At 71.9% G+C, this 22,019-nt stretch carries 21 protein-coding genes; 15 read left to right on the top strand and 6 right to left on the bottom strand.

The window, feature by feature from the left end:
• Nucleotides 1–21: 21 nt before the first annotated feature.
• Nucleotides 22–654, top strand: coding sequence for an AAA family ATPase (locus AC0B9F_RS31230; RefSeq protein WP_472008181.1), 633 nt, complete (start codon nucleotides 22–24; stop codon nucleotides 652–654).
• 9 nt (nucleotides 655–663) lie between these two features.
• Here the strand turns inward: AC0B9F_RS31230 and AC0B9F_RS31225 are convergent, their stop codons facing one another.
• Nucleotides 664–1,770: a DUF5937 family protein gene (locus AC0B9F_RS31225; RefSeq protein ID WP_472008180.1), complete on the bottom strand. Its 1,107-nt coding sequence runs from the start codon at nucleotides 1,768–1,770 to the stop codon at nucleotides 664–666.
• Between the two features lie 174 nt (nucleotides 1,771–1,944).
• Here AC0B9F_RS31225 and AC0B9F_RS31220 point away from each other — a divergent pair, with 174 nt between their 5' ends.
• Nucleotides 1,945–2,205 carry a hypothetical protein gene (locus AC0B9F_RS31220; protein ID WP_472008179.1) on the top strand — a complete coding sequence of 87 codons (261 nt, stop codon included), beginning with the start codon at nucleotides 1,945–1,947 and terminating at the stop codon, nucleotides 2,203–2,205.
• Here the strand turns inward: AC0B9F_RS31220 and AC0B9F_RS31215 are convergent.
• Complete coding sequence (locus AC0B9F_RS31215; protein ID WP_472008178.1) at nucleotides 2,177–3,400, bottom strand: threonine aldolase family protein; 1,224 nt, start codon at nucleotides 3,398–3,400, stop codon at nucleotides 2,177–2,179. The two genes, AC0B9F_RS31220 and AC0B9F_RS31215, sit on opposite strands and share 29 nt — an antisense overlap.
• Nucleotides 3,401–3,636: 236 nt before the next feature.
• Between AC0B9F_RS31215 and AC0B9F_RS31210 the strand changes: the two genes are divergently transcribed.
• The 10 genes from AC0B9F_RS31210 to AC0B9F_RS31165 all read left to right on the top strand — a co-directional run bounded on the left by AC0B9F_RS31210 (nucleotide 3,637) and on the right by AC0B9F_RS31165 (nucleotide 12,231).
• On the top strand, nucleotides 3,637–4,575 hold the full coding sequence (locus AC0B9F_RS31210; protein ID WP_472008177.1) for a Rossmann-like and DUF2520 domain-containing protein: 939 nt from the start codon (nucleotides 3,637–3,639) through the stop codon (nucleotides 4,573–4,575).
• Nucleotides 4,572–5,564: a pantoate--beta-alanine ligase gene (panC, locus tag AC0B9F_RS31205; protein ID WP_472008176.1), complete on the top strand. Its 993-nt coding sequence runs from the start codon at nucleotides 4,572–4,574 to the stop codon at nucleotides 5,562–5,564. The genes AC0B9F_RS31210 and panC overlap by 4 nt, the downstream gene beginning before the upstream one ends.
• A complete protein-coding gene (locus tag AC0B9F_RS31200; RefSeq protein ID WP_472008175.1) occupies nucleotides 5,561–7,369 on the top strand; it encodes an L-aspartate oxidase in 1,809 nt (602 codons plus the stop codon). The genes panC and AC0B9F_RS31200 overlap by 4 nt, the downstream gene beginning before the upstream one ends.
• Before the next feature lie 5 nt (nucleotides 7,370–7,374).
• A complete protein-coding gene (gene nadC / locus AC0B9F_RS31195; RefSeq protein ID WP_472008173.1) occupies nucleotides 7,375–8,352 on the top strand; it encodes a carboxylating nicotinate-nucleotide diphosphorylase in 978 nt (325 codons plus the stop codon).
• Nucleotides 8,353–8,361: 9 nt separating this feature from the next.
• A complete protein-coding gene (locus AC0B9F_RS31190; RefSeq protein WP_472008172.1) occupies nucleotides 8,362–9,159 on the top strand; it encodes a type III pantothenate kinase in 798 nt (265 codons plus the stop codon).
• 352 nt (nucleotides 9,160–9,511) lie between these two features.
• Nucleotides 9,512–10,171, top strand: a complete 660-nt coding sequence (locus AC0B9F_RS31185; RefSeq protein ID WP_472008498.1) for a hypothetical protein — start codon at nucleotides 9,512–9,514, stop codon at nucleotides 10,169–10,171.
• Nucleotides 10,172–10,257: 86 nt separating this feature from the next.
• Nucleotides 10,258–10,440 carry a hypothetical protein gene (locus AC0B9F_RS31180; protein ID WP_472008171.1) on the top strand — a complete coding sequence of 61 codons (183 nt, stop codon included), beginning with the start codon at nucleotides 10,258–10,260 and terminating at the stop codon, nucleotides 10,438–10,440.
• Nucleotides 10,441–10,636: 196 nt separating this feature from the next.
• Nucleotides 10,637–11,101, top strand: coding sequence for a BlaI/MecI/CopY family transcriptional regulator (locus AC0B9F_RS31175; RefSeq protein ID WP_472008170.1), 465 nt, complete (start codon nucleotides 10,637–10,639; stop codon nucleotides 11,099–11,101).
• A 9-nt stretch (nucleotides 11,102–11,110) separates the two neighbouring features.
• Nucleotides 11,111–11,644 (top strand): amino-acid N-acetyltransferase, encoded by a 534-nt coding sequence (locus tag AC0B9F_RS31170; RefSeq protein WP_469816147.1) that lies wholly within the window; start codon nucleotides 11,111–11,113, stop codon nucleotides 11,642–11,644.
• A 251-nt stretch (nucleotides 11,645–11,895) separates the two neighbouring features.
• Nucleotides 11,896–12,231 carry a histone-like nucleoid-structuring protein Lsr2 gene (locus AC0B9F_RS31165; protein WP_472008169.1) on the top strand — a complete coding sequence of 112 codons (336 nt, stop codon included), beginning with the start codon at nucleotides 11,896–11,898 and terminating at the stop codon, nucleotides 12,229–12,231.
• On the opposite strand, the gene AC0B9F_RS31160 is transcribed toward AC0B9F_RS31165, so the two are convergent.
• On the bottom strand, nucleotides 12,210–13,016 hold the full coding sequence (locus AC0B9F_RS31160) for an SCO3374 family protein (RefSeq protein WP_472008167.1): 807 nt from the start codon (nucleotides 13,014–13,016) through the stop codon (nucleotides 12,210–12,212). The genes AC0B9F_RS31165 and AC0B9F_RS31160 overlap by 22 nt on opposite strands.
• Before the next feature lie 429 nt (nucleotides 13,017–13,445).
• Between AC0B9F_RS31160 and AC0B9F_RS31155 the strand changes: the two genes are divergently transcribed.
• Complete coding sequence (locus tag AC0B9F_RS31155) at nucleotides 13,446–15,971, top strand: ATP-dependent Clp protease ATP-binding subunit (protein WP_472008166.1); 2,526 nt, start codon at nucleotides 13,446–13,448, stop codon at nucleotides 15,969–15,971.
• A gap of 91 nt (nucleotides 15,972–16,062) precedes the next feature.
• Here AC0B9F_RS31155 and AC0B9F_RS31150 read toward each other — a convergent pair whose 3' ends face one another.
• On the bottom strand, nucleotides 16,063–16,704 hold the full coding sequence (locus tag AC0B9F_RS31150; RefSeq protein WP_472008164.1) for an HAD family acid phosphatase: 642 nt from the start codon (nucleotides 16,702–16,704) through the stop codon (nucleotides 16,063–16,065).
• Between the two features lie 437 nt (nucleotides 16,705–17,141).
• On the opposite strand from AC0B9F_RS31150, the gene AC0B9F_RS31145 reads away from it, so the two are divergent.
• Nucleotides 17,142–17,864, top strand: a complete 723-nt coding sequence (locus AC0B9F_RS31145) for a M23 family metallopeptidase (RefSeq protein WP_472008163.1) — start codon at nucleotides 17,142–17,144, stop codon at nucleotides 17,862–17,864.
• Nucleotides 17,865–17,892: 28 nt separating this feature from the next.
• Here the strand turns inward: AC0B9F_RS31145 and AC0B9F_RS31140 are convergent, their stop codons facing one another.
• Complete coding sequence (locus AC0B9F_RS31140) at nucleotides 17,893–18,480, bottom strand: TetR/AcrR family transcriptional regulator (protein WP_472008161.1); 588 nt, start codon at nucleotides 18,478–18,480, stop codon at nucleotides 17,893–17,895.
• A gap of 151 nt (nucleotides 18,481–18,631) precedes the next feature.
• On the opposite strand from AC0B9F_RS31140, the gene AC0B9F_RS31135 reads away from it, so the two are divergent.
• Nucleotides 18,632–20,206, top strand: a complete 1,575-nt coding sequence (locus tag AC0B9F_RS31135; RefSeq protein WP_472008159.1) for an MDR family MFS transporter — start codon at nucleotides 18,632–18,634, stop codon at nucleotides 20,204–20,206.
• Nucleotides 20,207–20,657: 451 nt separating this feature from the next.
• On the opposite strand, the gene cseC is transcribed toward AC0B9F_RS31135, so the two are convergent.
• A complete protein-coding gene (cseC, locus tag AC0B9F_RS31130) occupies nucleotides 20,658–22,013 on the bottom strand; it encodes a two-component system sensor histidine kinase CseC (protein ID WP_472008156.1) in 1,356 nt (451 codons plus the stop codon).
• Between the last annotated feature and the right edge of the window lie 6 nt (nucleotides 22,014–22,019).

The raw sequence follows: 22,019 nt of genomic DNA, 5'->3' as shown, positions 1-22,019 counted from the left end.
GCGCCGGTAGGGTGTCGGGCCATGCTCCTGTGGATCAACGGCCCCTTCGGGGGCGGCAAGACACAGACGGCTCACGAGATACGGCGCCGGCTGCCCGGCAGTGTCATCTGCGACCCCGAGCACGCCGGCTTCGGTCTGCGCCGGATGCTTCCGCCCGAACTGCGCGGCGACTTCCAGGACCTGGCTTCCTGGCGGCAGGGCGTCGTCGAGGTGCTCGACCTCGCGCTCACCCGGCATGACGGCGTGGTGATCGTCCCCATGACGGTCACGGACTCCGGACACTTCGCGGAAACGGTCGGCCGGCTGCGCGAACTGGGCCACGACGTCCGGCACTTCGCACTGCTCGCCGAGCGGGAGACCGTGCTGAAGCGGCTGCGTGAGCGCGGCTTCGGTCACCTCGTGTCGTTCGTCGGCGGCAAGAGGGCCGGGCTGCGGCACGAAAGCTGGGCCGTGCAGCAGCTCGACCACTGCCTGGAGCGGCTGCGCAAGCCCGAGTTCGCGGAGCACCTGTGGACCGACCACACCACGGTGCCGAAGACGGCCGACCGCATCGCCGTCCTGGCCGGCCTGCGGCTGACCCCGAACACCGAGAGCCGGCTGCGCACGCGGCTGCGCCAGACGGCGGTCGGGCTGCGCCACATCCGCTTCGACTGATACGCCGGACTACCGGAGGATCCCCTCCAGGAAGTCGCTGCCCAGCCGGGCCACCACCGTCACGTCCAGCTGGTGCAGCACGTACCGCCCGCGGCGGCGCGTGGTGATCAGGCCCGCCTTCTTCAGCACACCGAGGTGCCGGGATATCTCGGGCGGCGTCATGCCGTGCACCCGGGCCAGCTCGCCCGTGGTGTACGCGGTGCGGGCCAGATGGCGGCAGATGCGCATGCGCACCGGGTGAGACAGGGCGCTCATCCGCAGGGTGAGCTCCTCGACCGAGGTGGGCGCGGCCAGGTCGGGGGAGCCGACGGGGTAGTGCAGCAGGGGCTGCCAGCCCCAGCGGTGCAGCACGTTCAGATGCGGCCAGCCGAGGCTGGTCGGGACGAGCAGGAAACCGCCGCCCGCGGTGATCGTGAGCGCGTGCGCCAGCTTGTCCACGACGATGTGCCCGCGCTCCTCGTCGAGGTTCGTCGCGGGTGAGACCGCGCTCAGGGCCTCGGCCAGGCCCTTGCGCCGCAGCAGCTCCGTCTTGTGCCGGGCGTCGGCCGCCAGCTGGTGGCGCAAGCGGGCCCAGACGTCGGCGAAGAAGGCCTCCTCGCAGTCCTCCAGGAAGCGCCGCAGCCAGGCCCGGACGACCGGCGGCTCGTCCAGCAGCCGCCGGGTGAAACGCACCTGCCGGGGGCCCCGGGAGGCGGCCACCTCCAGGGCGCGGCAGCGCACCTCCGGGTTGTCCAGCGTCCCCACCTGCGGTGCGACGGACGCGGGCGTGCAGGTGAACTCCAGCGCGGCGTCGACGAACTGCTCGTCCGACAGCTTGTCCAGCAGGTCGAGGTCCTCGGCGAGCGTGGCCCCGGGCAGGGTGCTGCGGCCCGGGATGCCCGCGAAGGGCAGGAACAGGTCGGAGAACGTCGTCCGCCACAGGAAGTCGGCCTCGCACATCCGGTCGGCCAGATGCGGGTCGAGCCGGGCCGTCACCCCGGTCACCCAGCCCTGCAGGCCCGGGTGGTGGCCGGGTTCGGACAGGGCGTGCAGCGCCATGCCGAGCTCGGCCAGCGCGGACGGCACGACGGCCACCTGTTCCGGCCGCAGCCCCGTGATGTCGATGCGCACGCTCATGTGCCCATGGTGCACCCCGCCACTGACAGCGCCGCCGCCGATTGACGGCAGCCGTCAATCGGCGGGACGTGCGCGGTCGGCCGGGCGCAGGCTGAGGACACCGGGGCAGCCGCGGAGCCTTCCGGACCTCCTGTGTTCCACCGTCCACTCCACGTCCCGAAGAGGCGATCCGTCATGAGCATCACCCAGCAGTACCTCCTCGACGCCCACCGCGCCCTGCAGCACGGTGAGGCGGCACCGCCCGCGCCCGGCACCCACGAGTGGCAGCTGGTGCGCGAACTGCGGGACTACGGACGGTTCCGCGCGGTGCTCGCCGGGCGCCCGGCGAGCCGGCGGCTCCGCCTGCGGCTACCGCTGCGGCTGCCTCAGCGTCTGGGCCTGCGGCTGCGGTCGCGGCGCGCGGACGTCAGCCGGCGAGCGCACGCACGCGCGTGACGAAGCCGGCCACCGCGGTGCGCACGTCGGCCTCGCCCCACTCCAGGCCGGCGGCGCGCACCGTGATCTCGGTGCGCGCCAGACCCGGACCGGCCTCCTCCCAGGGGCTCTGGAAGAGCAGCGTCCTCGTCTCCTCGCCCTGGCGCACCGCCGCCTCGGACAGCAGCCGGCAGTCGTAGGGCAGCCAGACCTGGAACTGGTGGGTGTGCGGCACCTCGGGGTGCACGCGTGCCCAGGGCAGGCCGGATTCCGCGAAGCCCTCGCGCAGCGCGGCGGCGACCACGCGCGCGTGCGCGACGTACTCCGGCAGCCGCGGCAGCTCCCACTCGAGGCCCGCCAGCGCGGACAGCACGGTCGGGAACTGCTGCAGGACCATGCCGCCGTACCGGTGCCGCCAGGTCTTCGCGTCCTCCACCAGCGTCGCGGGGCCGGCCAGGGCCGCGCCGCCGAAGCCGTCGAGGGACTTGTAGAACGACACGTACACGCTGTCCGCCAGGCCGGCGATCTCCTCGAGCGGGCGGCCGAAGTGGGCCGTGGACTCCCACAGACGCGCGCCGTCGATGTGCACCACCGCGTCGCGCTCGCGCGCCGCCTCCACGACCTCGGTGAGCTCCTCCCAGGACGGCAGCAGGAAACCGGCGTCGCGCAGGGGCAGCTCCAGCATCAGCGCCCCGAACGGCTCCGGGAAGGAGCGCACCTCCTCGGCCGTCGGCATCCGCGGCGCGCTCGTCACGGGGACCGTGCGCAACCCGCTGACGACGGTGAACGCACCGCCTTCATGCACCTGGGGATGGGCCAGCGCGTGAAGGGCGACGGTGGGATTGCCGGTGCGCGCCGCCCAGCAGCGCAGGGCGACCTGCTGCGCCATCGTGCCGGTCGGGAAGAACGCGGCGGCCTCGGTGCCGAGCAGCTCGGCGACCCGGCCCTCCAGCGTCTCGACGATGCCGTCGCCGTACTGGTCGGGGCGGTCGTCGAGGTCGTGCAGCCGGGCCGCGCGCTCCAGGAACGCCAGGCGCTCCCGCAGGGTCGCCAGATAGCCGGGGCGCGAGAGCACCCGTTGAGCGCCCCTGTGTGCGACAAGGCGCCGATCGCGCATCTGCCGGCGCCACCCGCCGTCCGCCGGCTCGTCCGCCCGCCGCGCCGACTCGCCCGTCTCGTCCACCCGCTGCCCGCCCTGCTCCGCCACATCGCTCATGCGCGCGATCATGCCGTGGGCCGGACAGAGCGGGCATCCGCATTTACCCCCACGGCCCGCTCCGGTGCGCCCGCGCTCTCTCGCCGCGTGCCCGCGGCCCCGCTCCGGTGCGCCCGTGCGGGGCGTGGCGTAACCCACAGCCTGTGGACGGACGGACGCCCGCCGACCCGATAGCGTTAACATGACGAGAAATCGTCCGGTACCCGGAGCGGACTGGAACGGAAGGCCGCCGTCGCGTGAGTACAAGCCAACAGCCAGACCCCAGGGACCGCCCCGCGCGGCTCACCGTCGGCGTCGTCGGCGCCGGGCGCGTGGGCCCCGCGCTCGCCGCCTCCCTCCAGCTCGCCGGGCACCGCCCGGTCGCCGTCTCCGGAGTCTCCGACGCCTCCCGGCGGCGCGCCGCGCTGCTGCTGCCCGACGTCCCCCTCGTCCCGCCCGCCGAGGTCCTCCAGCGCGCCGACCTGGTCCTGCTCACCGTCCCCGACGACACCCTGCCCGGCCTCGTCACGGGCCTCGCCGAGACCGGCGCCGTCCGGCCCGGCCAGCTGCTCGTCCACACCTCCGGGCGCTACGGCGCGAAGGTGCTCGACCCGGCGCTGCGCGCGGGCGCGCTGCCGCTGGCCCTGCACCCGGCGATGACGTTCACCGGCACGCCCGTGGACGTGCAGCGCCTGGCCGGCTGCTCGTTCGGTGTCACCGCGCCCGAGGAGCTGCGGCTGGCCGCCGAGGCGCTGGTGATCGAGATGGGCGGCGAACCGGAGTGGATCGCCGAGGAGAAGCGCCCGCTGTACCACGCGGCGCTCGCCCTCGGCGCCAACCACCTCGTCACCCTGGTCGCCCAGTCCATGGAGCTGCTGCGCGAGGCCGGCGTCGAGGCGCCCGACCGGATGCTCGGCCCGCTGCTGGGCGCCGCCCTCGACAACGCCCTGCGCTCCGGCGACGCCGCCCTGACCGGCCCCGTCGCGCGCGGGGACGCCGGCACGGTCGCCGCGCACGTCGAACAGCTGCGCAAGCACGCGCCGCAGACCGTCGCCGGGTACCTGGCGATGGCCCGCGCCACCGCCGACCGGGCGCTCGCCCACGGACTGCTCAAGCCGGAACTCGCGACGGATCTCCTCGGGGTACTCGCCACCGGGACCGACGGGACCGACGGCACCGAAGGGGACGCCCGATGACCATCGCCCTGCTGCGCACCGCCGGCGAACTCCACGCACGCACGCGTGGAGGCCGCCGCGCCGTCGTGATGACCATGGGCGCCCTGCACGAGGGCCACGCGACGCTCATCCGCACCGCGCGCGGGATCGCCGGCGCCGGCGGCGAGGTCGTCGTCACCGTCTTCGTCAACCCGCTGCAGTTCGGCAAGGGCGAGGACCTCGACCGCTACCCGCGCACCCTGGACGCCGACCTCAAGATCGCCGAGCAGGCCGGCGCGGACGCCGTCTTCGCGCCGTCCGTCGAGGAGGTCTACCCCGGCGGCGAGCCGCAGGTCCGCGTCAGCGCCGGCCCCATGGGGGAGCGGCTGGAGGGCTCCTCGCGCCCCGGCCACTTCGACGGCATGCTCACCGTCGTCGCCAAGCTGCTGCACCTCACCCGCCCCGACGTCGCCCTGTACGGCCAGAAGGACGCCCAGCAGCTCGCACTGATCCGGCGCATGGTGCGCGACCTGAACTTCGGCGTCGAGATCGTCGGCGTGCCCACCGTCCGCGAGGACGACGGACTGGCCCTGTCCAGCCGCAACCGCTACCTGTCCCCGCAGGAGCGGCGCACCGCCCTCGCGCTGTCCCGCGCGCTGTTCTCCGGCCGCGACCGGCACGCCGCCCAGGAGGCGCTGCGGGCCCGCGCGCGTGAGGTGCCCGCCACCCAAGCGCGTGCCGAGGCCCTCAGCGCCCTCGGCGAGTCCCGCGCCGCCGCCGACGCGCACGCCGTGGCCACCGCCGCCCCCGGCGGACCGGCCGCCGTACGCGCCGCCGCGCGGGCCGTCCTCGACGAGGCCGCCCGCCACGACCCGCCGCTCGAACTGGACTACCTCGGACTCGTCGACCCCTTCGACTTCACCGAGATCGGGGACGACTTCACCGGCGAGGCCGTCCTCGCCGTCGCCGCCCGGGTCGGCTCGACCCGGCTGATCGACAACCTTCCTCTCACCTTCGGAGCCGCCTCGTGACCAGCACAGGCATACGACTGCACGCGCCCGCCCCCGGGTGGTCCATCGCCGCGGACGTGGTGGTCGTCGGCTCCGGCGTCGCCGGCCTGACCGCGGCCCTGCGCTGCGAGGCCGCCGGCCTGAACACGGTCGTCGTCACCAAGGCCCGCCTCGACGACGGCTCCACCCGCTGGGCGCAGGGCGGCATCGCCGCCGCCCTCGGCGAGGGCGACACCCCCGAGCAGCACCTCGAGGACACCCTCGTCGCCGGCGCCGGGCTGTGCGACGAGGAGGCCGTGCGCGTCCTCGTCACCGAGGGCCCCGACGCGGTACGGCGGCTCATCGCGACCGGCGCCCACTTCGACGAGTCCGCCGAGGGCGGCCTCCAGCTGACCCGCGAGGGCGGCCACCACCGGCGCCGCATCGCCCACGCGGGCGGCGACGCGACCGGCGCCGAGGTCTCCCGGGCACTCGTCGAGGCCGTACGCGCGCGCGGGATGCGCACCATCGAGAACGCGCTCGTGCTCGACCTGCTCACCGACGCCGACGGCCGTACCGCCGGCGTCACCCTGCACGTCATGGGCGAGGGCCAGCACGACGGCGTGGGCGCCGTGCACGCGCCCGCGGTCGTCCTCGCCACCGGCGGCATGGGGCAGGTGTTCTCCGCGACCACCAACCCGTCCGTGTCGACGGGCGACGGCGTGGCGCTCGCCCTGCGCGCGGGCGCGGAGGTCTCCGACCTGGAGTTCATGCAGTTCCACCCGACGGTGCTCTTCCTCGGCCCCGAGGCCGAGGGCCAGCAGCCGCTGGTCTCGGAGGCGGTGCGCGGCGAGGGCGCCCACCTGGTCGACGCCGACGGCGTGCGCTTCATGGTCGGGCAGCACGAACTGGCCGAGCTGGCGCCGCGCGACATCGTCGCCAAGGGCATCATGCGCCGCATGCTGGAGCAGGACGCCGAGCACATGTTCCTCGACGCCCGGCACTTCGGCGCCGACATGTGGGAGCAGCGCTTCCCGACCATCCTCGCCGCCTGCCGCGCCCACGGCATCGACCCCGTCCACGAGCCCATCCCGATCGCCCCGGCCGCCCACTACGCCTCCGGCGGCGTGCGCACCGACCTCCACGGCCGCACCACCGTGCCCGGCCTGTACGCGTGCGGCGAGGTCGCCTGCACCGGCGTGCACGGCGCGAACCGGCTCGCCTCCAACTCCCTGCTGGAGGGCCTGGTCTACGCCGAGCGGATCGCCGACGACATCGCGGGGAGCCACGCCGCGGGCGCCCTGCACGCGCGCGTGCCCGAGCCGTTGCCGTATCCGGACAAGCCCGCGCACCCGCTGCTCGCCCCCGAGACCCGGTTCGCCGTCCAGCGGATCATGTCCGAGGGCGCCGGTGTGCTGCGCTCCGCCGAGTCCCTCGCCCGGGCCGCCGACCAGCTTCAGCGCCTGCACACCGAGGCCCGCGACGCGCTGGAGGAGAACGGCAAGACAGCCGAGCCCGGCGTCGACACCTGGGAGGCCACCAACCTCCTGTGCGTGGCCCGCGTCCTGGTCGCCGCCGCCCGGCAGCGCGAGGAGACCCGCGGCTGCCACTGGCGCGAGGACCGCACCGAGCGCGACAACACCCACTGGCGCCGCCACATCGTCGTACGGCTGAACCCGGACCACCCGCCCGTCTCCCGCCACCAGCCCTCCGACGAGGCGCTGCGCGCCGCATCTGCTGAATTCCGCGCCGCATCTCCTGAATTCGCCGTGCACACCACCGACACCGCCGACTTCCCCCCGACCCGCCCCGAGGCCCCCGCGCCCCGGCGTCCCCAGGAGCAGTGACCCAAGTGACCGATCAGGACCTTTCCCTCGCCTCGAACGGCGGCTGCGGCGACGGCTGCGCCTGCGGCGCGGACACCGGCGAGGAGTACCTGGAGTGCGGCCTCGACCCCGCGCTCGCCGCGCTCCTGGCCGCCGCCGGACTCGACCCGGTCGAGGTCGAGGACATCGCCAACGTCGCCATCCAGGAGGACCTGGACGGCGGCGTGGACGTGACGACCGTCGCGACGATCCCCGAGGACGCCGTCGCCACGGCCGACTTCACCGCGCGTGAGGCGGGCGTCGTCGCCGGCCTCCGGGTCGCCGAGGCGGTGCTCTCGGTGGTGTGCACCGACGAGTTCGAGGTCGAGCGGCACGTCGAGGACGGCGACCGCGTCGAGGCCGGGCAGAAGCTGCTGTCGGTCACCACGCGCACGCGTGACCTGCTCACCGCCGAGCGCAGCGCGCTGAACATCCTGTGCCGCCTGTCCGGCATCGCCACCGCCACGCGCGCGTGGGCGGACGTGCTGGAGGGCACGAACGCACGCGTGCGGGACACCCGGAAGACGACGCCGGGCCTGCGCTCGCTGGAGAAGTTCGCGGTGCGCTGCGGCGGCGGCGTCAACCACCGCATGTCGCTGTCCGACGCGGCCCTGGTCAAGGACAACCACGTCGTCGCGGCGGGCGGCGTCGCCCAGGCCTTCAAGGCCGTGCGGGAGGCCTTCCCCGAGGTGCCGATCGAGGTCGAGGTCGACACGCTGCACCAGCTGCGTGAGGTCGTGGAGGCCGGCGCCGACCTGATCCTGCTGGACAACTTCACGCCGGCCGAGTGCGCCGAGGCCGTCGGGATCGTCGGCGGCCGGGCGCTGCTGGAGGCGTCGGGCCGGCTGACGCTCGACACCGCGCGCGTGTACGCCGACACCGGCGTGGACTTCCTCGCCGTCGGCGCCCTCACCCACTCCTCGCCGATCCTCGACATCGGCCTGGACCTGCGCGAGGCGGAGTAGGGGCCGGCCATGCTGCTGACGATCGACGTAGGCAACACGCACACCGTCCTCGGGCTGTTCGACGGGGAGGAGATCGTCGAGCACTGGCGCATCTCCACCGACGCCCGCCGTACCGCCGACGAGCTGGCGGTCCTGCTCAAGGGCCTGATGGGCATGCACCCGCTGCTCGGCGAGGACCTCGGCGACGGCATCGACGGCATCGCCATCTGCGCGACCGTGCCGTCGGTGCTGCACGAGCTGCGCGAGGTGACGCGGCGCTATTACGGCGACGTGCCCGCCGTGCTGGTCGAGCCGGGCGTGAAGACCGGCGTGCCGATCCTCTTCGACAACCCCAAGGAGGTCGGCGCCGACCGCATCATCAACGCGGTCGCGGCGAACGAGCTGTACGGCGGCCCGGCGATCGTCGTCGACTTCGGTACGGCGACCACGTTCGACGCGGTCTCCGCGCGCGGGGAGTACGTCGGCGGCGTCATCGCGCCCGGCATCGAGATCTCCGTCGAGGCGCTCGGCGTGCGGGCCGCGATGCTGCGCAAGATCGAGGTCGCCCGCCCCCGCAGCGTCATCGGCAAGAACACCGTCGAGGCCATGCAGGCCGGCATCGTCTACGGCTTCGCCGGCCAGGTCGACGGCGTCGTCAGCCGCATGGCGCGCGAACTCGCCGACGACCCCGAGGAGGTCACCGTCATCGCGACGGGCGGCCTGGCCCCGATGGTCCTCGGCGAGTCCTCGGCCATCGACGAACACGAGCCGTGGCTGACCCTGATCGGCCTGCGCCTGGTGTACGAGCGGAACGTGTCCCGCATGTGAGACAGGCGCCGGGGCCCCGGCGCGGTGGCGAGGCCGGGCGCTCCGGCGCCGGAGGGGCGCGGTCGGTGAGCGGGGGCGACGCCGGCGTCCGCCCGGCAGGCAAGCCACCCGCGGCGCGGGTGCCGGCCGGGGCACGCACCCGCAGCCCGGGTGCGAGCCGTGGCACGCGTGTGAGGGGCGCACCCCCAACGCGCCGGACCGAGACCCTGCCATGGGCATGCCCGCCGACCGGTCTCCAGAGCGCGCCCTCCACCTGGGTGGCTCGGTGCGCCACGCCCCGGCGATGTGTCTGGTTTGTCTGATTAGCGCGTATGGTCGCCGCATGCCCACGCCATACGGATCCCGCGGCGGCATGGCGTTCGGCGTGGAGGAGCTCCGTGTGCTCCGCCGCGCCCTCGCCCTCGCCCTGAACCCCGCCCCCGCCTCGGCCGAGGACGTCCAGGACTGCCTCAGCCTCGCCGAGTCCCTCGACGAGGCGATGCGCGAGGGCGCCCGGCTGCGGGCCTTCCTCGTGGCCGACCTCGGCCGCTACCGCGCCGCGCTCCCGGGCACCGCCGCCGGCTACCTCGCCCTGCTCGACGAGGTGCTGGGCGCCGGGTACCGGCCGAACCCCGACGACCTGGCCGCCCTGCGCGCGCTGCGCGGCAACCCCGTCGCGGCCGCCCTGCTCGACCGCTGTCAGACCATGGCCGAGCAGGACGTACGGGCCCGTCTGGCGCGCGGCACGACGGCTCGCGGGGCCACCGTCACGGCCGTACCGACCGTGCCCGCCTGCCGCACCCGCCTGCACGCGCTGCCCGGCGGCCGCACGGCGGCGGGCGAGGGCCCCGTGGCCGGCGACGGCGACCAGCCGCAGAAGCGGCCGGCGCAGAAGCCGGAGCCGGCCCCCCGGCCGTCCCCCTCGGATCCCACGCCGGAACGCCGCCCCATCCCGACCCCCGGCGAGGTCTTCCCGCCCCGTAAGCCCGCCCCGTCGCCCGGCAAGCCGCCCCAGCAGCTGGCGGCCGGCTGACGCTCGCGTTCACCCGCCCGGGCGGGACCGGCCGAATCGTCCGACCCCGCCCGAAATCCGCACACGCGCGTGGCTACTCTGGAGCCATGGACTACGTCTCCGCGCTCCTGCCCCCGGTCGTCATGGCCGTGTTCTTCATCGGCGTGATCCGGGTGATCGTCAAGACCCAGGGCGGCGCCAACAAGGCCAAGGAGGACGCGGCCGTCGACGCCGCCCTCGCGCGCGCCGAGGGCGCCCGCCAGTCCTCCTCCGCCGTCGGCGACGCCTGACAGCGGCGAGCACGGCAGCGGCGAGCGCGGCAGCCCCCGCAGCCGCGCCGCGGCGCCCTCACCGGCGTACGACTCCCCGTGTGGCCCTCCGCCGCCGAGTCGTACGCCCTTTTTGTTCCCGTTTGCTCCTGAAAGCGCACGTCCGGCACGCCAATGGCGGGATGTCCCACTATTGTGTCGAGCTGTGCCTCGCCCATTGGGAGAACTCGAAGACGCCGTCATGACGCGGGTGTGGAAGTGGAACCGCCCTGTCACGGTTCGAGAAGTCCTGGAAGATCTGCAACAGGAACGGTCGATCGCCTACACCACGGTCATGACCGTTTTGGACAATCTCCATCAGAAGGGCTGGGTGCGCCGCGAAGCGGAAGGCCGGGCCTATCGATATGAGGCGGTCTCCACCCGGGCCGCCTACGCCGCCGCCCTGATGAACGACGCCTGGGCGCAGAGCGACAACCCCGCCGCCGCTCTCGTCGCCTTCTTCGGCATGATGAGTGACGAACAACGGCAGGCCTTGCGGGACGCCCTGCGCATCATCCGCGACGGCGGAGAGGAACCCGTCGCGGAAACGGCGGCGGCTCCCGAAGGCACGGAAGACGCCGGCCCGAACCCCGCCGGTACCCAGGAGAACCCCGGCTCGGCAACGCGGGGCGGCGGGCGATAGCGTCCCGTCATGTCCGCACGAAGCCCGGAACCCACCGCTAAAGCCATCACCGTCCGGCGGGCGCGCACCAGCGATGTCCCCGCCGTGCGCCGGCTCCTCGACGCCTACGCCCGTGACGGCATCCTGCTCGACAAAGCGATGGTGACTCTTTACGAGGACATCCAGGAGTTCTGGGTCGCGGAACGCGACGACAACGCCGAGGTGGTCGGCTGCGGCGCGCTGCACGTGATGTGGGAAGACCTCGCGGAAGTGCGCACTCTCGCGGTGAAGCCCGGCCTGAAGGGCGCGGGCGTCGGTCACCAGGTGCTGGAGAAGTTGCTGCAGACCGCCCGCTGGCTGGGCGTTCGCCGCGTATTCTGCCTGACCTTCGAAGTCGACTTCTTCGGCAAGCACGGCTTCGTGGAGATCGGTGAGACACCGGTGGACCGCGATGTGTACGCGGAGCTCCTGCGTTCCTATGACGAGGGCGTCGCGGAGTTCCTCGGTCTCGAACGAGTGAAACCGAACACCCTGGGCAACAGCCGGATGCTTCTGCATCTGTGATCGTCGGGCAACGGGCAAGCGGGTCAACGCCTATTCGGCGTGACGGCAGGCTGCCCGGGTTCCCTATGTCCGAAACGCACATGTTTCCGTCCCGGGGCGGGCGGAGCGGTCTCTGCCAGGGGTTTGTGTTTTTCCGGCAAAAGCGGTTTGCTTTCCGACGTACTGCTGTACTGCATATAACAGGGGCGGTGGCGAAACGGGCGGACGCCACGCTCCCCTACCCCTCAGCGTTTTCGATGAAAGGAAATCCGGTGGCACAGAAGGTTCAGGTCCTTCTTGTCGACGACCTCGACGGCGGCGAGGCAGACGAGACCGTGACGTTCGCGCTGGACGGGAAGACGTACGAGATCGATCTCACGACCGCCAATGCGGACAAGCTGCGCGGGCTTCTCGAGCCGTACGTGAAGAATGGGCGTCGCACCGGAGGCCGTGCGTCGGGCAGTCGCGGAAAGGCGCGTGCCGCTTCCGGTGGCACGCAGGACACCGCCGCGATCCGCGCCTGGGCCAAGGAGAACGGCTACGAGGTCAATGACCGCGGCCGTGTTCCCGCGTCCATTCGTGAGGCCTACGAGAAGGCCAACGGCTGAGCACACGCGCGCCGCAGGCGGATCCGGTGGCACTGCGCGGCCACCGTGTCCACCACGCGTACGAGATCAGGGGCGCCCGCACGGCCCCCCAACGCCGACATCGTCGGCAGCGAGGACTCGGCCTCGCTCCCCGGCACGGGGGGCCGCAGCCATACGGCGGCCCCCTGCGAAGCGGAGCGGCCGGCTCCGTCCGCCCACGCGCCGTCCGCTCCGGCCCCGGCGGGCGCCCCTGTCCCCGTGACGGCCGGCCCCCGCGACCCGGCTCCGGCCGGCTCTCCCGGTCCGTCCCCGCCCGGCGCGATGGGACCCATCGGCCCCACGGGCCCCACATGCCCCACCGGCCACGCTGAGGCACCCATCGCCGCACCTGACGCACCCGCCCCCGAGTGCTGCGGCTCCGTGCCGAGGGGCACCGGCAGGGGAGCCTCCAGTGTGCCGCCCGGGCCCATGGCCCACAGGTCCAGGGACGCGGCGAGCGGGCCCCACTCCAGCCACTCCAGCAGGCCCGGCAGCTCCTCCGCGCTGCCCGGGGCCAGCAGGAGCCGCATGCGGCCGCCGTGCAGGGTCACGGGCGAGGCGGGCGCCAGGTGGCGCAGCGCCGCTCGCCCCGCCTCGGCCGGGACGTCCAGGACGTCGAAGCGCGGGCCCACGGAAAGTCGTACCGGCTCTCCGGGCACCACCGGCCAGCCCAGTTCGTTCTCGTACCAGAGCCGGACGGGATCGGCCGCCTCGGGCGACCGCCGGGGGAAGGGGACCGCGGGCCATGGGGGGACAGCGCCAGCCATGCCAAGTGCAACAGCCGGAAACGCGTGCGGGTTACGCTGGGTGCTCCGATGAGTGCGATGAGTTTCCGCCCGGGGGGCGCGCGGGGCGCCGGGAGGCGCAAGGTTGTTCGCCCGTAGCGGAGGGAGGCCGTGCACGCGGCATGGACTGTCCGTCGCAGCGGGTAAGACATCCCTTGTGGGAGGGGGCGACACGCAGCCCGGGACGGCTCCCGTTCGCCATCGGCGTACTGGCGACTGGGGTAACTGCCTGGCCTGCGGGAACATCGTCTCGCACCATCGGGTTGGAGCAGATGTCGGCGTTCGGGGTCAGGAGGCCATCGACGGTGTCGGCAGTTGGAATGAGCGGTCCCCGCTTGCGGGACTAAGCTGCGGAAGGACAGGGAGGGGAAGTTCCCCCCACTGCCTGACCGCTCTGAGGAGCGATTAACGATGTTCGAGAGGTTCACCGACCGCGCGCGGCGGGTTGTCGTCCTGGCTCAGGAAGAAGCCCGGATGCTCAACCACAACTACATCGGCACCGAGCACATCCTCCTGGGCCTGATCCACGAGGGTGAGGGTGTCGCCGCCAAGGCCCTTGAGAGCCTCGGGATTTCGCTCGAGGCGGTCCGCCAGCAGGTGGAGGAGATCATCGGGCAGGGCCAGCAGGCGCCGTCCGGCCACATCCCCTTCACCCCCCGTGCCAAGAAGGTGCTGGAGCTCTCGCTGCGCGAGGCTCTGCAGCTGGGCCACAACTACATCGGCACGGAGCACATCCTGCTCGGCCTGATCCGCGAGGGCGAGGGCGTCGCCGCCCAGGTCCTCGTCAAGCTGGGCGCAGATCTGAACCGTGTGCGGCAGCAGGTGATCCAGCTGCTCTCCGGTTACCAGGGCAAGGAGACCGCTGCCGCCGGCGGCCCTGCCGAGGGCACCCCCTCGACGTCCCTGGTCCTCGACCAGTTCGGCCGGAACCTCACCCAGGCCGCTCGTGAGTCCAAGCTCGACCCGGTCATCGGGCGCGAGAAGGAGATCGAGCGGGTCATGCAGGTGCTGTCCCGCCGTACCAAGAACAACCCGGTGCTGATCGGTGAGCCCGGCGTCGGCAAGACCGCCGTCGTCGAGGGCCTCGCCCAGGCCATCGTCAAGGGCGAGGTGCCCGAGACCCTCAAGGACAAGCACCTCTACACCCTGGACCTCGGCGCCCTGGTCGCCGGCTCCCGCTACCGCGGTGACTTCGAGGAGCGCCTGAAGAAGGTGCTCAAGGAGATCCGCACCCGCGGCGACATCATCCTGTTCATCGACGAGCTGCACACGCTGGTCGGTGCGGGTGCCGCCGAGGGCGCCATCGACGCCGCGAGCATCCTCAAGCCGATGCTGGCCCGTGGCGAGCTGCAGACCATCGGTGCGACCACCCTGGACGAGTACCGCAAGCACCTGGAGAAGGACGCGGCCCTGGAGCGCCGCTTCCAGCCCATCCAGGTCGCCGAGCCGTCCCTGCCGCACACGATCGAGATCCTCAAGGGCCTGCGCGACCGGTACGAGGCGCACCACCGCGTCTCCATCACCGACGAGGCGCTGGTCCAGGCCGCCACCCTGGCCGACCGGTACATCTCGGACCGCTTCCTGCCGGACAAGGCGATCGACCTGATCGACGAGGCCGGTTCGCGCATGCGCATCCGCCGGATGACCGCTCCGCCGGACCTGCGCGAGTTCGACGAGAAGATCGCCGGTGTCCGCCGCGACAAGGAGTCCGCGATCGACTCCCAGGACTTCGAGAAGGCGGCGTCTCTCCGCGACAAGGAGAAGCAGCTGCTGGCGGCGAAGGCCAAGCGGGAGAAGGAGTGGAAGGCCGGCGACATGGACGTCGTCGCCGAGGTCGACGGCGAGCTGATCGCCGAGGTCCTCGCCACGGCCACCGGCATCCCGGTCTTCAAGCTGACCGAGGAGGAGTCCAGCCGCCTGCTCCGTATGGAGGAGGAGCTGCACAAGCGGGTCATCGGCCAGAACGACGCCGTCAAGGCGCTGTCGAAGGCGATCCGCCGTACGCGTGCCGGTCTGAAGGACCCCAAGCGTCCCGGTGGCTCGTTCATCTTCGCCGGCCCGTCCGGTGTCGGTAAGACCGAGCTGTCCAAGGCCCTCGCCGAGTTCCTCTTCGGTGACGAGGACGCGCTGATCTCCCTCGACATGTCGGAGTTCAGCGAGAAGCACACGGTGTCGCGTCTCTTCGGTTCGCCTCCCGGTTACGTGGGCTACGAGGAGGGCGGCCAGCTGACGGAGAAGGTGCGCCGCAAGCCGTTCTCGGTCGTCCTCTTCGACGAGGTCGAGAAGGCCCACCCGGACATCTTCAACTCGCTGCTGCAGATCCTGGAGGACGGTCGCCTGACCGACTCCCAGGGCCGGGTCGTGGACTTCAAGAACACGGTCATCATCATGACGACCAACCTCGGCACCCGGGACATCTCCAAGGGCTTCAACCTGGGCTTCGCCGCCGCGGGCGACACGAAGACCAACTACGAGCGCATGAAGAACAAGGTGTCGGACGAGCTCAAGCAGCACTTCCGCCCCGAGTTCCTCAACCGCGTCGACGACGTGGTCGTCTTCCCGCAGCTGACCCAGGAGGACATCCTGCGGATCGTCGACCTGATGATCGGCAAGGTGGACGAGCGCCTGAAGGACCGGGACATGGGCATCGAGCTGTCCCCGGCCGCCAAGGAGCTGCTGTCCAAGAAGGGTTACGACCCCGTGATGGGTGCGCGGCCGCTGCGCCGCACGATCCAGCGCGAGATCGAGGACTCGCTGTCGGAGAAGATCCTCTTCGGCGAGGTGCGCCCCGGTCAGATCGTGGTCGTGGACACCGAGGGCGAGGGTGCGGAGAAGACCTTCACCTTCCGCGGCGAGGAGAAGTCGGCGCTGCCCGACGTCCCGCCGATCGAGCAGGCGGCCGGCGGCGCCGGGCCGAACCTGAGCAAGGACGCGTAAGCGCCGCGCTCGGCCCGAGCCGGAGCACGAAAGGGAGCTGCCCCGGGACTCACGTCCCGGGGCAGCTCCCTTTTTCCGTGGGTGCCGTGCGTCAGGACAGCTGTCCGCCGTAGTCCGGCAGCTTGAACGTCTTCTCGGCGTGGCCGCCGGAGAGGTCGGTGGCGCTGTTGCCGATGTTCGCGATGATCGTGTAGCCCTGGCTCTCGATCTGGGCGCGCTGCGCGGTCTTGTAGGCGGAGACGTCCTTGAACAGGTCGAACAGGCCACGGACGCGCAGCCCTGCGACGTCGTAGCCGTCGTACTGCAGGTTGAACTCGGTGGGCGCGTAGAGGATGCCGGGGCGGGCGGTGACGAAGAACAGCGAGACGCCGTGCTCCTGGGCGTAGCGGGCGACTTCAAGGACCGGCTTGTTGGCCGGCTGCGGGTAGTGGAAGCCGAAGTCCGTCTCCAGGGTCGTGTTGTCGATGTCGAGGACGATCGCCTGCCGCTCGCCCGGCCGGGCGGCGGCGATCCGCTGCTTCAGGTAGGGCAGCGCCTGGTCCATCACGCTCTGGCAGTCGTGCTGCCAGGTGGCGTAGTCGACGGCCCCGGCCGTCGCCGTGCCGAGCGCGGTGGGCGCCGCAGGGGCCGCCGCCGGCTCCGCGGCGTCCGCGGGGGCGCCCAGGGCCGTCAGGGCGGCCGCGAGGACGGCGGCCGTCGAGGCCCGGTGCAGCCAGGCGCGTCTGATCGTCATGTGGGGGTTCCTCTCCCGTCCGTACACACGGTGGTGTCGTGTGCATGCTCTTTGGTGAGGGTGGCGCGGGAGGAACCGTAGGGTTACCGGCTGGTAAGTGGCTAGAGGTCTGCGCCACATTCACACACACCCCGACGCGGCGCCCCGGTGATGTGCCGCACGCGACCTGCGTCACGTACGAGGCGGAATAGTGGCCCGGGGAGATCCACAAAAGGGACTTTCAGCCCGGAAGCCGCCTGCTTATCCGGCGCCTGAGGGCGGTTTGCCCGGAATGTCAGTTGCGCCGGAAGTCGAAGGTTTTGCGTTGGACTACTAGAAGTCGTCGTAGATCGCACATTTGGGCGGATGTGCACCGAGGGGTTACCAAGGATGAGCCCATCCGGCGGATGCCTGTGCGTCGGGTGGCTCTTCTCTGTCCCCGGCTTCACGAGGTTCACATGTCCCAGCGCGTCACGTCCCGTCAGTCCCGTACGTCCGCCATCCGCACCCGCGCCGCCGTCCTGGCCGCCGGTCTGGGGGTCTCGGTCGCGCTGGGAGCCGGGGTCGCGGCCGCCGCCGACGCCACGTCCGCCTCCACCACCGCCACTGCCGGCGCGGTCGAGGCGCAGGCCGCCGCGCAGGCCAAGGCCGCGCAGGCCGCGAAGACCGCCGCGGCCGCCAAGGCCAAGGCCGTTGCCGCGGCCCAGCAGGCCGCCGCGAAGAAGGCCGCCGCTCAGCAGGCCGCCGCCAAGAAGAAGGCCGCCTCCTGGGTCCACCCGGTGGAGCACTACACGCTGTCCGCGGGCTTCAACCAGGCCGGCGGCATGTGGGAGCACCGCCACTCCGGCCAGGACTTCGCCGTGCCGCTCGGCACCAACGTCGTCGCGGCCCACGGCGGCACGGTCGTCAAGGCCGGTCCGAACGGCGCCGGTGACGGCCCCGCCTACGGCAACGCCATCGTCATCCGGCACGGCAACGGGACGTACTCGCAGTACGCCCACCTCTCCCGCATCGACGTGAAGGTCGGCCAGGTCGTGGCCACCGGCCAGCACATCGCCAAGTCCGGCAACACCGGCAACTCCACCGGCCCGCACCTGCACTTCGAGATCCGCAAGACGCCGAACTACGGCTCCGCGATCAACCCGGTCGCCTTCCTGCGGTCCAAGGGTGTGTCCGTCTGATCCACCGCCGCCCCACGGGGGCGGACGCTCAGGCCCCCTTGTGGGCCTGAGCCACCAGATCGAACGCGACCTCGAGAGTGGCCCTGCGCTTCTCCTCGGGGTCGCCTTCGATGTCCTGCAGGAGGAACATCCCCGCGTGCAGCGTGAACATCGCGCTGATACAGCGGACCTTGTCGACCAGGTCGGCGTCCGGGTCGACGAGGATGTCCCGCAGTCCGAGCATGCGCTCCTTGAACATCTCGCCGATGCGCAGCTCCCGCACCGTCGCCTGGTTCTCCTGCATGAAGCGGAAGAGCGGGGCCGCCCCGGTGAGGGCGTCGCTGTAGCGGCGGACGATCTCCTGCTTGGTCTCGAGGGTGTGCGGCTGCTGCCGGCCCCACTCGATCAGGTCCTCGATCGGCCGGGACAGATCCTCGAAGATGCTGACGAGGATCTCTTCCTTGGTCTTGAAGTGGTAGTACAGCGCCGCCTTGGTGACGTCGAGGCTCTCGGCGATCTCCCGCAGGGAGGTCTTCTCGTAGCCCTGCCCGGCGAAGAGGTCGAGCGCGACGTCCTGGATGCGCTGGCGGGTGTTCCCGCGACGCTGCTGCTTGGTGCCGTCCATGGTGACGTCCATCCTCGTCCTCCTAGGGCTTCCCCGGAAACTTACCTGCCGCCCGGCTGGTAAAACTTACTTGACGACCGGCTAGTTACGGAGCTACCTTCCCAGTGTAGGGATAACTAGCCGGTCGGCAAGTAAGTAGCAGTCGCTGGGGGAAGTAGGGACGATGGCCGCCACAGAAATGGTCGAGACACAGACGGGCAAACGGCCCAGGAGTGTACGAGTCGTCCTGCTCGCGCTCATGATCACCATGATGCTCGCGATGCTGGACAACATGATCGTCGGCACCGCGATGCCGACGATCGTCGGTGAGCTCGGCGGCCTGGAGCATCTCTCCTGGGTCGTCACCGCCTACACCCTCGCCACCGCCGCCTCCACCCCGCTCTGGGGCAAGATCGGTGACATGTACGGCCGCAAGGGCTCGTTCATGGCGTCGATCGTCATCTTCCTGATCGGTTCCGCGCTCAGCGGCATGGCACAGGACATGGGGCAGCTGATCGGCTTCCGCGCCGTGCAGGGCCTCGGCGCCGGCGGTCTGATGGTCGGCGTCATGGCGATCATCGGCGACCTGATCCCGCCGCGCGAGCGCGGCAAGTACCAGGGCATGATGGCCGGCGTCATGGCGCTGGCGATGATCGGCGGCCCGCTGGTCGGCGGCACCATCACCGACCACTGGGGCTGGCGCTGGGCCTTCTACATCAACCTGCCGCTCGGTGTCGTCGCGCTCGGCCTGATCAGCGTCGTGCTGCATCTGCCGAGGAAGCGGGCCCAGGCCCGCATCGACTACCTGGGCGCCGGGCTGCTGACCGTCGGCATCACCGCGATCGTGCTGGTCACGACGTGGGGCGGCACGGAGTACGCCTGGACCTCCGCGCGGATCATGGAGCTGATAGGCATCGGCGTCGTCGCGCTGATCGGGTTCGTCTTCTGGCAGACCAAGGCCGCCGAGCCGGTCGTGCCGCTGCACATCTTCCGCAGCCGCAACTTCACGCTGATGTCGATCATCGGCTTCATCACCGGCTTCGCGATGTTCGGCGCCACGCTGTTCCTTCCGCTGTACCAGCAGGCCGTGCAGGGGGCGTCCGCCACCAACTCCGGGCTGCTGCTCCTGCCGATGCTCGGCGCGATGCTCGTCACCTCGATGGTGGCGGGGCGGGTCACGACCAACAGCGGGCGCTACAAGGTCTTCCCGATCGTCGGCGGTGTGCTGATGGTCGTCGGGCTGTACCTGCTGTCCACGATGGACACGGACACGTCGCGGTTCACCTCCGGGCTCTACATGGCCGTGCTGGGTCTCGGCATGGGCTGCCTGATGCAGATCACCATGCTGGTGGCGCAGAACAGCGTGGAGATGAGGGACATGGGCGTCGCGTCCTCCTCCACCACCCTGTTCCGTACGCTCGGCTCCTCGTTCGGTGTCGCGATCATGGGCGCGCTGTTCAACCACCGGGTGCAGGACGTGATGACCGAGAAGGCCGGGGCGCTGGGGTCGAAGATCACGGAGAAGTCCGCGCAGCTTGATGCGGCCAGCCTGGCGAAGCTGCCGGCTGCGGCGCGGGAGGCGTACCAGCATGCGGTGTCCTCCGGGACGCATGCGGCGTTCCTGCTCGGTGCGGTGGTTGCGGTTGTGGTGCTGGTGTCGGCGCTGTTCGTGAAGGAAGTGCCGCTGCGGGGGGCTGGGCCCAAGTCCGGTGCGGTGGAGGATGCGGCGGGGCCTCCGGCGGTTGTCGAGGCCGTGTGACGCGTAGGTTGTGAAGTGGGCGCCCGTCGGGTTTGGCGGGCGCCTTTTTGTTGTCTGTGGGGGCGGGTGCCTGCGGCGCTGGGTCGTGTTTTGTCTGCGGGTGCCTGCGGCGCTGGGTCGCGTTTCGTCTGCGGGTGCGTGGGGGCTGGTCGCGCAGTTCCCCGCGCCCCTTTTGTGCCTGCGGCGGCCCGTTGCGGTCCGGTGGCCGGTTGCTGTCGCGCCTGCGGCCGGATTCTGGGTCGGGGCCAGGGTGGGGGGTGTCCGTCCTCGGTCCGGCCGCCCGTTTCCGACGCGCTCGCTGTTGGTCGGTGCCGGCCGCTGCGGGCGGACACCCCCCACCCCGGCCCCTTCCCGCCGCGGGCGGCTGCGGGCTGTCGCGTCTTCCGCTTCGGGGTCGGCGGTGCCAGGGGGTGCGCCCGGTTGGGAACGACGGCTGGGGTGCCCCGGGGGGTTACGGGGTGGAGGGCGGGAGTAGGGGGTAGCTGCCTGTGTTGGTGGGGGCGTGTTCCGGGAGCCAGAGGACTGCTACGGCGCCCTCGGCCGGTATGTGGGGTGGGGCGCCGGCGGGGCGGATGTTGCGGAAGGTCAGACGGGCGCCCAGGACGCGGGCCTGGCCGGCGGCGATGGTCAGGCCCAGTCCGTGGCCGTGGCCGGCGCGGTCCGTGCTGCCGGTGCGGAAGCGGCTCGGGCCCTCCGCGAGGATGTCCTCGGGGAAGCCGGGGCCGTGGTCGCGGACCCGGATGACCCGGCCCTCCACCGTCACCTCGATCGGCGGCTTGCCGTGCCGTGCGGCGTTGGCGAGGAGGTTGAACAGCACGCGCTCCAGGCGCCGGGGGTCGGTGGTGACCTCCGACTCGTGGACGACCCGCACCTCGATCTCCGGGTCCTTGACCGCCACCCGGCGGGCGATGAACTCGCCCAGCAGGATGTCCTGCAGCTCGGCCCGCTCCGAGGCGCCGTCCAGGCGGGCCACCTCCAGGACGTCCTCCACCAGGGTGCGCATCGCCTTCGCCCGGTCCAGCACCAGCTCGGTCGGGCGGCCCGGCGGCAGCAGCTCGGCCGCCGTGAGCAGCCCGGTCACCGGGGTGCGCAGCTCGTGCGCGATGTCGGCGGTGACCCGGCGTTCGGCCTCCAGTCGCTGCTGGAGCGCGTCCGCCATGGCGTCCACCGCGCTCGCCAGGTCGTCGGTCTCGTCCCGCACGATGCCGCCGATGGCGTCCCGCACCCGCACGTCCCTCTCGCCGCGGGCGACCTGGTTGGCGGCGGCCGCCGCCTTGCGCAGCCGGCGTGACAGCTGCCCGCCGATGAGCACGCCCAGCGCGCTGCCGCCCAGTACGACGGCGATGGAGCCGATGACGAGGGCCTGGTCGAGGTCGCGCAGGATGTCCGTGCTGCGGTCGGTGAAGTGGGTGTGCAGCGAGAGGATGTGGCCGTCCTTCGCCGGGGTGGCGGCCCAGATGTCGGGCGGGTGGCCCCGGTGGTCGGAGACGTATGTCGCCACCCGGCCGTCCAGGACGCGGTCACGCAGCGGTGCGGGCAGCCCGGCGTCGTTGATCGCGACGCCCGGGAAGTTCGCCCGATGGGTGAGGTCGTAGTTCCGCTGGGCGATCTTGATCCGTTCCACGGCGAGATCGCGGGCGTTGTCCAGCATCGACACCCGTGCCGCGTTGTGCACGACCAGGCTCAGCACGATCGCCACCAGCGCGCCGACCAGCGCGATGGCTGCGCTGAGCTTCCATCTCAGCCCCGTCCGGATACCCGCGCGCTCCAGGTGATCCGGAAGCAGGCGTCGCATGATCCCCCGCATGCCGAG

Source organism: Streptomyces sp. NPDC097129 (assembly GCF_055668065.1).
This window is presented reverse-complemented; position numbering and strand designations above follow the sequence as displayed.